The following is a 10,821-nucleotide window of genomic DNA, read 5'->3' as shown; positions in this document are numbered from 1 at the left end:
GGCCCGCCCCGATCGCCCCGCCGAACCGCCCGACGAGATGCTCCCCGACGCAGCCCCAGAGCCCTTCGGGATCCTCCGGCAACCGCACTCGCACCGCGTCGATCCCCTGTCGCTGGGGGAGCGGCGCAGGAGGCGGCTTCCTGCGACCCCGCATGGTCGCCCCTCTCCGTGGTCGCCCGGTGACGCAAAAGAGCCCCACCGAAGTGGGGCTCCTGCTGGTGTCCGAGGGGGGACTTGAACCCCCACGCCCGATAAAGGGCACTAGCACCTCAAGCTAGCGCGTCTGCCATTCCGCCACCCGGACAAGGTGTCTGTCTCGCGGGCCGTGCCCGTTCCGACGTGGAAAACCATAGCAAACATTCGAGGGTGCTCGATCACGCCCCGATGGCTGTGAACGGTGCGTGACGGGGGGTGTGCGGCCTTGGGTGCGGGCCGCGGGCGCGGGAGGATGAGGGGGAGCACCACAGCGACAGTGGAAGGAACCAGCGTGAGCGAGAGCAGCACGGGCAAGGCCGTCACCGGCGGCAACGCCGAGAGGGAGGTCGTCGACCTCTGTCGTGACCTGATCCGGATCGACACCAGCAACTACGGCGACCACTCCGGCCCCGGTGAGCGGCTCGCGGCCGAGTACGTCGCGGAGAAGCTCGCGGAGGTCGGCCTGGAGCCGAAGATCTTCGAGTCGCACAAGGGGCGGGCCTCCACGGTCGCCCGGATCGAGGGTGAGGACCCCTCCCGCCCGGCGCTCCTGATCCACGGGCACACCGACGTCGTCCCGGCCAACGCGGCGGACTGGACGCACGACCCGTTCTCCGGGGAGATCGCGGACGGCTGCGTCTGGGGCCGGGGCGCGGTCGACATGAAGGACATGGACGCGATGACTCTCGCGGTCGTCCGCGAGCGCATGCGCACCGGCCGCAAGCCCCCGCGCGACATCGTGCTCGCCTTCCTCGCGGACGAGGAGGCCGGCGGGACGTACGGGGCGCGCTACCTCGTCGACAACCACCCCGGGCTCTTCGAGGGCGTCACCGAGGCGATCAGCGAGGTCGGCGGCTTCTCCTTCACCGTCAACGAGAACCTGCGGCTGTACCTGGTGGAGACGGCCCAGAAGGGCATGCACTGGATGAAGCTGACCGTGGACGGTACCGCCGGACACGGTTCGATGATCCACAAGGACAACGCCATCACGGAGCTGTCCGAGGCGGTCGGCCGGCTGGGCCGGCACAAGTTCCCGGTGCGGGTCACCAAGACGCTGCGCCACTTCCTGGACGAGCTCTCCGACGCGCTGGGCACCGAGCTGGACCCGGAGAACATGGACGCGACGCTCGCCAAGCTGGGCGGCATCGCCAAGCTGATCGGCGCCTCCCTCCAGAACACCGCCAACCCCACGCAGCTCGGCGCCGGCTACAAGGTCAACGTCATCCCGGGGCAGGCGACCGCCCACGTCGACGGCCGCTACCTCCCCGGGTACGAGGAGGAGTTCCTCGCGGACCTGGACCGGATCCTCGGGCCCAACGTCCGGCGCGAGGACGTGCACGCGGACAAGGCCCTGGAGACCACGTTCGACGGCGCGCTGGTCGATGCCATGCAGACCGCGCTGGTCGCCGAGGACCCCATCGCCCGTGCCGTGCCGTACATGCTCTCGGCCGGCACCGACGCCAAGTCCTTCGACGACCTCGGCATCCGGGGCTTCGGCTTCGCCCCGCTGAAGCTGCCGCCGGAGCTGGACTTCGCCGGGATGTTCCACGGCGTCGACGAGCGGGTCCCGGTCGACGGTCTGCAGTTCGGCGTGCGGGTGCTCGACCGGTTCATCGACCACTCCTGACCGCTCCCTGACCGATTCACCGTTGATTCGTCCACCTGTGCGGACATGTCCGAACGAGTGAAACGAGCCGTTCACACGTAGCCCCGCCAAATCCTCCTCGTTACAAGGTTTGCGGTCCGCGGCTGGGACCGCATTTTCCAACTAGGAGGAATCATGATCAAGAAGGTCGTCGCAGTTGCGGCTGCTACGGGTGGCCTCGTTCTCGCGGGTGCGGGCATGGCTTCCGCCGACGCGGGCGCCCAGGGTGCTGCCATCGGCAGCCCCGGCGTGCTCTCCGGCAACGTCGTCCAGGTTCCGGTCCACGTGCCGATCAACCTGTGCGGCAACACGGTCTCCGTGATCGGTCTGCTGAACCCCACCTTCGGCAACACCTGCATCAACGCCTGACGTTGAACGTCAACCCGTAAGGGTTTGAGCTCGACCGGTCCCGGAGTGCACTCCATGCGCTCCGGGACCGTTCGGCATTCGGCTCCCGCACGGTCATGTCCGGGGGTTTTTCGGAAGCCAGAAGGCAGGAAACGAACCTATGCGACAGGTCACTCGTAAAGGCCTGATCACCATGGCGGCTGCGGGCGGAGTGCTCGCGCTGAGTGGCGGATACGCCCACGCCGACTCGGGGGCGGCCGGTACCGCCTCCGGCTCTCCGGGCGTGCTGTCCGGCAACTCGGTCCAGATCCCGATCGACGTCCCGGTCAACGTCTGCGGCAACTCCGTCAGCGTCGGCGGTCTGCTGAACCCCGCCAGCGGAAACGACTGCGGAAACGGATCAGCAGAATCCGACCGCTCCGGGGACCGCTCGGCGGCTCCCGAGACCCGCTCGGTCCCGGGAGGCTCCGGAAACGGCGCCCTGGCCGGCGACACCACCGCCTCGGACGGGCACACCGAGACGTCGGACCGGCACTCCGAGCCCGGCACCGGCCGTCACCGGGCCCCGGGCGGCGGCGCCACGGCCGAGGGGACCGCCCAGGGCTCGCCCGGCATCCTCTCCGGCAACCTGATCCAGGCACCGATCGACATCCCCGTGAACCTCTGCGGGAACAGCGTCACCATCGGCGGTCTGCTGAACCCGGTCTTCGGCAACAGCTGCTCCAACGGCGGCGAGGCTCCGCCCCCGCCGCCCGAGCAGCCCGAGAAGCCCCCGGTCACGCCGGAGAAGCCGGTCACCCCGCCGGCCAACCAGCCGCCCGAGCCGAACGCTCCCGAGACCCAGCACATCCCCGGGGAGCAGCTCGCACAGACCGGTGGGGGCGGGCTCGAACTGCTCATCCCGGCCAGTGCCGGACTGCTGCTCGCCGGTGCCGGATCGGTTCTCTACCGCCGCTCGCGCAGCGCCGCCTGATCCGGGCGGGCGCAGCAGCGCACAGCCCAGGTGAGGGAGCGGGCCCCGCGACCGCGGGGCCCGCTCCCGGTCACCAGGTGGCCCGTAGCTGACGGATGATCCGTCTGCGCAGCCGCACCCTGCGGCTGCCGTCCCTGCGGAGCGTCAGGCGGTCCAGTTCCCAGTGTCCGTACTCGGCGTGGTCGGTCAGGAGTCGGGCCGCTTCCTTGCGGGAGACCCCGCGCGGCACGTACACGTCGACGAATTCGTATTCCGGCATCGCATCTATTGTGCGGGCAGAGCCCCGGTACGGATAGCGTCTGCACTATGTCTGATGCTGCGCAGCCCACCGCTGCCGAGGTACGTGCCGCCGCCGAGGCGGTCAAAGCCGCGATCGACCGCCACCTCGACGCGGTCGAACGCCGCACCGGGGACGACGACCCCGCCGTCTACGACGCGTTCAACGCCCTTGCCGCTGCCGCCGAGGTCTACGACGAACTCCTCTACGAGCGCTACGACGAAGTCACCCCCTTCGAGATCCCCGGCGCGGACGACTCCCTCCCTCCTTACGCCGGTCCCGCCGAGCCCAGCGCGCTCAGCGTCCTGATCCGGCGCGACTACGTGGTCGCGGAGCCCCCGCGGCTGCTCGCACAGGCTCAGCGCCTCGCCGACCTCGACGCGGGTCCGGGCGGCGGACAGGACACGGCCCCGGTGGTCGGCACCAGCGTCCACGCCGCGCTCGGCGTGCTCTTCGGCGAGTACGAACCGGACGAGATCGCCTCCCGGCACAAGGAGTTCGGCCTGGAGGAGGGCGACTCCACCCTCTGGGTCTCGGCCGGGGAAGCGCCGCCGGAGCCGGGGGAGTGGCTCGGCGCCCCGTTCGAGGACGCCGACCCGGAACTGGTGGTCTGCCGCTTCGACGTCAGCGCGGTCTTCGACGAGGAGGACGAGTCGGACGAGGACTAGGGCGTGCCCGGCGGATCGGGACCGGACACGCCCTCCGCCGGGCCCTCGGTGGGCGGCCTCCGACCTTCGTCCTCCCTCCCGCACCGGACATGACGGTGGGGCCCCGGCGCACAGCGCACCGGGGCCCCACCGCTGTCCGGATCAGCCCAACCGCTAGGACGACGCGTCGGGCGTCGGGAGCGCCTCCAGCAACGGGCGCAGCCGAGTCGTCCGCTCCGGGGCCGGAACCTGCGCCACCGCGTGCGGGAGCGCCTGGTCCACCCCGTGCACCACGGACAGATGCCGCTCGCCCCGGCCGAACGCGGTGTACACCCAGGGCCTGCTCAGCCCCTGCGCGGCGTCGCCCGGCAGCACCACCACCGCGGCGGGCCAGCGCATCCCGGCCGCCTGATGGGCGCTGAGGGCCCAGCCGTGCCGCACCGACGACTCCACCCGCTCCTGCGGTACGACGACGGGGACGCCCCCGCAGTCCAGCCGCAGCCCCTCGGCGTCGGCCGAGCGCACCACCCCGGGCACCGTCCGGCCGGGCGCGGGCACATGGACCACGCGGTCGCCCGGGTCGAAACCGCCGAAGCGGCCGGGGCCCGGGTTGAGCCGCTGCTTCAGGGCCTCGTTCAGCGCCCTGGTCCCGGCGGCCCCGCCGTGGCCCACGGTGATCACCTGGGTCTCCTCGGCGGGGATGGAGAACGCCCGGGGCACCGAGTCGGCGACCAGCTGCACGGTGCGGTGGACGGCTTCGCCCGCGTCGCGGACCGGGACGATCACCACCTCCTTGCCCGGGGCGTCGACCTGGTTCAGCTCGCCGATGCCGATGCCGGAGACCAGTTCGCCGATCGGCCCGGGGTCCGGGGTCCGGGAGACGACCTGCGGGCAGGCGTGGGAGGCCAGCACATCGGCGAACACCCGCCCGGCGCCCGCCGAGCCCAGCACGCCCGGGTCGCCGCTCAGCACCAGCCGGGCGCCGTCGGCCAGCGCCTCGACGAGGACCGCCGCACCCTCCACGTCCAGCTGCGGGGCGTCCAGCACGACCAGCAGGTCCAGGGCGAGCGCCCCGTCCTCGTCCCGGCCGGGGCCCTGCGCACCGGACAGCAGACCGGCCAGTGTGACCGCCGTGTCCGGATCGCCGGTGGCCGCCGCGAGCCTCCGGCGGCCGTCCTCGCTGTGGGTGGCGCCCAGGGCCCGCAGCCCCAGGCCGCGCGCCGCCGCGATCAGGGCGGCGGGCTCGGCCCGGGCCGCCTCGCCGCCGCTGTGCGCGACCAGTCCGGCCGCGGCGGTCGTGCGGATCAGCTCGGCGGCCGACGGGCTGGGGGCCGCGGCGGCCGCTTCCGTCCAGTCGGCGGCCTTCTCGCAGGCGTTGACCAGCCGGGCCAGGCCGTCGGCGAGGCTCTCCTCGGCCAGGGCGTAGCGGTCCAGGCCCAGCAGCACCTGGACCGGCTCCGGGGCCGCGTCGGCGTCCTCCGCGAGGTCCGCTTCGCCGTCCTCCGCTTCGGTGTCGTCCGGCTCCAGCTCCTCGCCTTCCCGGAAGACCAGGGCGACGCCCTCCTCGACGGCGTCCCGCACCGCCGCGTCCGGGTCGCCGACCGCACGCTCGGCGAGCGCCGCCCGTACGGTCCCGGCGTCCAGGGCCGTGTGGCCCTGGAGGGCGGCGCGCTCCAGCAGCCAGCCGACCAGGGCCGACGTCCTGCGGCCGTCGTCCGGGCCGCAGGCGGCACCCAGCAGGGCCCGTGCGAAGCCGTCGGCCTGCTCGGGCCGCACCCCGGGCACCGCCAGCAGCTGCCAGGGGTCGGTGCGCAGCAGCTCGGCCGCCTGCTCGCCCAGCGAGCCGACGGCCGGGCCGGCCAGCGCCTCGGGGGCCCCGCCCTCCGTGAGCACCGCGCGCACCGCGTCCAGGGCTTCGGGGGTGGCGGCCCGTGCCGTCGGGGCGGCGGCGGGCGCCGGGGCCCGGGGCGGCTGTGCGGCGGCCGGTGCGGGACGCCGGGCGGCCGGAGCGGGCGAATCGAAGAACGCGGTGCCCGCCTTCTCGCCGCTCTCCACGGCGCGGACGGCCGCGAGCAGATCGGCGGCCGTGCCGCTCAGCCCCGTGCCGGCGGCGATGGGCGCGGCCTTCTCCGCCTTGCGCTGCTCGATCCGCTCCCGCAGCTCGCGCTGGGCGGCCAGCTCGGCCTGCGCCTCCGAGAGCTCGGCGGCGGGCGTCGCTTCGGCGGGCGCGGCGTCAGCGGTCGCATCGCCCTCCGCGTCCTCCTCCGCATCGCCCTCCGCGTCCTCCTCCGCATCGCCCTCCGCGTCCTCCCGCGCGTCGTCCTCGACGTCCGCCGGAGTGCCGGACGACTCGGTGCCTTCGGGCGCGTCAGGAGCGTCGGGCGTATCGGGCGCGGCAGACGCGTCGGGCGCTTCGGCGTGCTCGGGGCCTTCGGCACCGGCCTCCGGCGGGGACACGGTGTCCTGTGGTGTGTCCGTGCCGACGGTGCCGGGGGTCTCCCCGGGAAGCGCAGTCACAGCGTGCTCCAGTCCTGGTCGGGATAGCGGTGCACGGGCGCCGACACATCGTCGAGCGCCTGGCAGATCTCGTAGGGAAGACTAAGCGCCTCCACTGACAAAGCCTCCGCGAGCTGCCCGGCGTTGCGCGCACCGACGATCGGTGCCGCCACCCCGGGCCGGTCCCGGACCCAGGCGAGCGCCACCTGGAGCGGACTCGTCGCCAGCCCGTCCGCCGCCGTCGCCACCGCGTCGGTGATGCGGGCCGCCGCGTCGTCGAGATACGGCTCGACGAACGGGGCGAGCCGTGTCGACGCGCCCCGGGAGTCGGACGGGGTGCCCTGGCGGTACTTGCCGGTGAGCACACCGCGCCCCAGCGGCGAGGACGGCAGCAGCCCGATCCCGAGGTCCAGCGCGGCGGGCAGCACCTCGCGCTCGATGCCCCGCTGGAGCAGCGAGTACTCCATCTGCGTACTGGCCAGCCGGGTGCGCACCCCGGGCGCGGCGAGCTGCCAGGTGGCGGCCTTCGCCAGCTGCCAGCCGCAGAAGTTCGACACCCCCGCGTACCGGACGCGGCCGGAGGACACGGCGAGGTCCACCGCCTGGAGGGTCTCCTCCAACGGGGTCTCCGGGTCGAAGGCGTGGACCTGCCACAGGTCCACGTAGTCCGTGCCGAGCCGTTCCAGTGACGCGTCCAGAGCGGCCAGCAGGTGCCCGCGCGAACCGTTGAAGCGGCGATAGGGGTCCGGGACGTTGCCCGCCTTCGTGGCGAGGACCAGATCCTGACGGGGGACCAGACTCCCGACGAGGCGCCCGAGCAGATATTCGGCCTCGCCGCCCCCGTACACATCGGCGGTGTCCACCAGGGTGCCGCCCGCGTCCCAGAAGGTCTTGAGCTGGTCGGCGGCGTCGTGCTCGTCCGTGTCCCGGCCCCAGGTGAGGGTGCCGAGCCCGACCCGGGACACGCGAAGGCCGGTACGGCCGAGATGCCTCTGCTCCATGGGCGCTGAGATTACTGGCCATGACCCCACCGGGTGGAGGCCTGTGGACAACCGGAGGTCCGCCGGGCCTGCCGGAACTCCGTCACCCGCGCTAGAGTCCGGAGAAAGGGACGTTACTGATCAGTAAGGGGAGCGGCTATGCGGCTCGGCATCAATCTCGGTTACTGGGGCGCCGGCATGGACGGCGACAACCTCGCCGTCGCGCAGGAGGCCGACCGGCTCGGCTACGACGTCTGCTGGGCGGCCGAGGCGTACGGCTCCGACGCCCCGACCGTGCTGACCTGGGTCGCGGCCCAGACCGAGTCGATCGACGTCGGCTCCGCGATCATGCAGATCCCGGCGCGCCAGCCCACCATGACGGCGATGACCGCCGCCACCCTCGACTCGCTGTCCGGCGGCCGATTCCGCCTCGGCCTCGGGGTCTCGGGCCCGCAGGTCTCCGAGGGCTGGTACGGCGTGAAGTTCGACAAGCCGCTGGCCCGCACCCGGGAGTACGTGGAGATCGTCCGCAAGGCGATGACCCGTGAGCGCGTGTCGTACGAGGGAGCGCACTGGACGCTGCCGCTCCCCGACGGCCCGGGCAAGCCGATCAAGCTCACCGTGCACCCCCAGCGCGAGCACATCCCGCTCTACATCGCCGCGATCGGCCCCAAGAACCTGGAGCAGACCGGCGAGATCGCCGACGGCGCCCTGCTGATCTTCCCCTCCGCCGAGCACCTGGAGGAGACCGCGATCCAGCCGCTGCGCGCGGGCCGGGAGAAGGCCGGGAAGTCGATGGAGGGCTTCGACGTCAGCCCGACGCTGCCGCTCGCCGTCGGCGACGACGTGACCGGCCTCGCCGACATGTTCCGCCCGTACACCGCGCTGTACGTCGGCGGGATGGGCAGCCGGAAGCAGAACTTCTACAACCAGCTCGCCCAGCGCATGGGGTACGAGAAGGAGGCCGCCGAGATCCAGGACAAGTACCTCGGCGGGGACAAGGCGGGGGCCGCCGCGGCCGTGCCGCACCAGCTGATCGACCAGACCGCACTGCTCGGCCCCGTCGAGCGGATCGCCGAGCGGATGCAGGCATACGCCGCCGCCGGGGTCACCACGCTCAACCTCGCCCCGGCCGGCTTCACGCTGGAGGAGCGGCTCACCGCCCTGCGTGCCGGCACGGACGCGCTGGAGCGCTCCGGGCTCGCCTGACGAACACACCGGCAGAACCGGGACAGCGCTACGGCCGTGGTGGGGGCTCGGGGGTCCTCCCCGCCACGGCCGTCACCCGGAACAACGCGGCGCGCGCCCAAGGGTTACGCGGCCGCGCCGGGCGTCGTCCCCGGCCGTTCCGGTTGCCGACCGGTCCGAGGCGCATTTGACTCTTCCTGCGCACTACTGCTCCGCGGACCTCGATTCCGCGGGCAACGGGTACGGAGGTGGCCGTCATGCTCTCAGCGCGGACCCTGTTCCAGGAGATCCTGGACAACGACGAGTCCTACCGGCTCTTCTGCTCCATCGCCGCGAGCGGTGAGGCCCAGGGGGGCTGGGAGAACGCCCGCATCGCCGCCCTCGTCCCGGACAGCAGCCGCGACCTGGCTCCCCGGATCGTCCGGCACGGCGCCGACGAGGACAAGCACGGCCGGATCTTCAACGCGCTCCTGAAGAAGCGCGGCCTGCCGCCGGTCGAGGTCCCGCCGGAGACCGACTACACCATGCTCCTGGAACAGCAGGGCATCGGGCTCGCGCACTCCCGGCTGCGTGGCGAGCAGCGGCTCACCGAGCGCGACATCATCACCTATCTGGCACACAGCCGCGTCACCGAGCAGCGCGCCTCCGAGCAGATGCGCCTGCTGCGCCGGTACTTCGCCGACCACCCCGACATCGGCCGCGCGGTGAAGATGATCTCCCACGACGAGGACAACCACCTCGCCTACTGCCACGAGGAACTCCTCGGCCTCGCCCGCGCCGGTCACGGCCGCACCATCCAGCGGATCATGCGCGAGTGCGCCCTGGCCGAGATCCGCGTCTACCGCGACGTCAGCCTCGCCGTGATGGCCGCCATGGGCCGGGTGCTCGGCTGGTCGCGGCCCAAGGCGGCCGCACTCGCCGCGGGCATCCACGCGGTGTACGCGTACGAGCGCCTCGTCGGCTGGCGGCGCATGGTGAGCCTGGAGATGCCGCGGCGGCGCGACGCGCTGGGCGGCCCCGCCGCACCGGAACGCGAGTACGCCTGAGCGCACACGGCTCGCGGACGCCGGGCCCTCAGAGCCAGCCGCGCCGCTTGAACAGCCGGTAGAGGCCGAACACGGCGCAGGCCATCGCCGCGACCACCGCCGGGTAGGTCCACACCCAGTGCAGCTCCGGCATGTGGTCGAAGTTCATGCCGTAGACGCCCGCCACCATCGTCGGGACGGCGGCCATGGCCGCCCAGGCGGAGATCTTGCGCATGTCGTCGTTCTGCCGCACGCCCATCTGGGCCAGATGGGCCGACAGAATGTCCGAAAGTAGCCGGTCCAAGCCCTCCACCTGCTCGTTGGCGCGCGTCAGATGGTCGGCCACGTCCCGGAAGAACGGCTGCGCGTGCTCGTGGACGAACGGCACGCCCGCCCCCGAGAGCCGGGCCATCGGAGCGGTCAGCGGCCCGGCCGCCCGGCGGAACTCCAGCACCTGCCGCTTGAAGGTGTAGATCCGGCCCGCGGTGTTCTTCGAGTCGCCGCCGCTCGGGGCGAACACCTGCGCCTCCAGCTCCTCCAGGTCGAGCTGGAGCTCACCGGAGACGTCCATGTAGTGGTCCACGACGGCGTCGCTGACCGCGTACAGCACCGCCGTCGGGCCGTGCTTCAGCACCTCGGGCTCGGCCTCCAGCCGGCGGCGCACGGCCGCCAGCGGGGCTCCCTCGCCGTGCCGGACCGTCACCACGAACGAGTCGCCTATGAAGACCATCAGCTCGTCGGCGCTGACCGTGTCGCTCTCGGGCTCGTAGACGACCGGCTTGAGGACCGCGAACAGGGAGTCGTCGTACACCTCCAGCTTGGGCCGCTGATGCGCCCGCAGCGCGTCCTCCACGGCCAGCGGGTGCAGCCCGAACTCGTCCCGTACGAGGTCGAACTCCTCCTCCGTCGGCTCGTGCAGCCCGATCCACAGGAACGCGTCCCGTGCGGCCCGCGCCTCGTCCAGGGCATCGGAGAAGTCGTCGGGCCGTTCGCTGCGGCGCCCGTCCCGGTAGATGGCACAGTCCACGATCACGGCGGGCATTCTTC

10 protein-coding genes, 1 tRNA gene and 1 pseudogene are annotated in these 10,821 nt (G+C 72.6%); 6 read left to right on the top strand and 6 right to left on the bottom strand.

Features of this window, described 5'->3' with window-relative positions:
• Together HET64_RS38735 and HET64_RS05560 are read right to left on the bottom strand one after the other, a co-directional pair.
• Positions 1–154: pseudogene (locus HET64_RS38735) on the bottom strand (pseudouridylate synthase); the annotation flags it as partial.
• A gap of 62 nt (positions 155–216) precedes the next feature.
• Positions 217–304, bottom strand: a tRNA-Leu gene (locus tag HET64_RS05560).
• Between the two features lie 183 nt (positions 305–487).
• Between HET64_RS05560 and HET64_RS05555 the strand changes: the two genes are divergently transcribed.
• From HET64_RS05555 to HET64_RS05545, 3 genes are all read left to right on the top strand, one after another.
• Complete coding sequence (locus HET64_RS05555) at positions 488–1,822, top strand: M20/M25/M40 family metallo-hydrolase (RefSeq protein ID WP_215102920.1); 1,335 nt, start codon at positions 488–490, stop codon at positions 1,820–1,822.
• A 153-nt stretch (positions 1,823–1,975) separates the two neighbouring features.
• A complete protein-coding gene (chpH, locus tag HET64_RS05550) occupies positions 1,976–2,209 on the top strand; it encodes a chaplin ChpH (protein WP_215102918.1) in 234 nt (77 codons plus the stop codon).
• A 139-nt stretch (positions 2,210–2,348) separates the two neighbouring features.
• Complete coding sequence (locus tag HET64_RS05545; protein WP_215102916.1) at positions 2,349–3,161, top strand: chaplin; 813 nt, start codon at positions 2,349–2,351, stop codon at positions 3,159–3,161.
• 70 nt (positions 3,162–3,231) lie between these two features.
• Here HET64_RS05545 and HET64_RS05540 read toward each other — a convergent pair whose 3' ends face one another.
• Positions 3,232–3,420 (bottom strand): DUF5703 family protein, encoded by a 189-nt coding sequence (locus HET64_RS05540; protein WP_003970138.1) that lies wholly within the window; start codon positions 3,418–3,420, stop codon positions 3,232–3,234.
• A 47-nt stretch (positions 3,421–3,467) separates the two neighbouring features.
• On the opposite strand from HET64_RS05540, the gene HET64_RS05535 reads away from it, so the two are divergent.
• Positions 3,468–4,106: a hypothetical protein gene (locus HET64_RS05535; RefSeq protein ID WP_215102914.1), complete on the top strand. Its 639-nt coding sequence runs from the start codon at positions 3,468–3,470 to the stop codon at positions 4,104–4,106.
• 153 nt (positions 4,107–4,259) lie between these two features.
• Here the strand turns inward: HET64_RS05535 and HET64_RS05530 are convergent, their stop codons facing one another.
• Positions 4,260–6,602, bottom strand: a complete 2,343-nt coding sequence (locus HET64_RS05530; RefSeq protein WP_215102912.1) for a helix-hairpin-helix domain-containing protein — start codon at positions 6,600–6,602, stop codon at positions 4,260–4,262.
• Positions 6,599–7,582 (bottom strand): aldo/keto reductase, encoded by a 984-nt coding sequence (locus HET64_RS05525; RefSeq protein ID WP_215102910.1) that lies wholly within the window; start codon positions 7,580–7,582, stop codon positions 6,599–6,601. Before HET64_RS05525 ends, HET64_RS05530 begins: the two co-directional genes overlap by 4 nt.
• Before the next feature lie 138 nt (positions 7,583–7,720).
• On the opposite strand from HET64_RS05525, the gene HET64_RS05520 reads away from it, so the two are divergent.
• Both HET64_RS05520 and HET64_RS05515 read left to right on the top strand, forming a co-directional pair.
• Entirely contained in the window at positions 7,721–8,770 is a 1,050-nt protein-coding gene (locus HET64_RS05520; RefSeq protein WP_215102908.1) for an LLM class F420-dependent oxidoreductase, read from the top strand.
• Positions 8,771–9,006: 236 nt separating this feature from the next.
• Positions 9,007–9,795, top strand: a complete 789-nt coding sequence (locus HET64_RS05515; RefSeq protein ID WP_215102906.1) for a ferritin-like domain-containing protein — start codon at positions 9,007–9,009, stop codon at positions 9,793–9,795.
• Between the two features lie 28 nt (positions 9,796–9,823).
• On the opposite strand, the gene corA is transcribed toward HET64_RS05515, so the two are convergent.
• Complete coding sequence (gene corA / locus HET64_RS05510) at positions 9,824–10,816, bottom strand: magnesium/cobalt transporter CorA (RefSeq protein WP_215102904.1); 993 nt, start codon at positions 10,814–10,816, stop codon at positions 9,824–9,826.
• Positions 10,817–10,821: the final 5 nt, after the last annotated feature.

It is taken from the genome of Streptomyces sp. McG3 (assembly GCF_018619185.1).
In the GTDB taxonomy this organism is placed as follows: domain Bacteria; phylum Actinomycetota; class Actinomycetes; order Streptomycetales; family Streptomycetaceae; genus Streptomyces.
The sequence above is the reverse complement of the archived record's forward strand: the minus strand, read 5'-3'. Positions and strand labels throughout refer to the sequence as shown.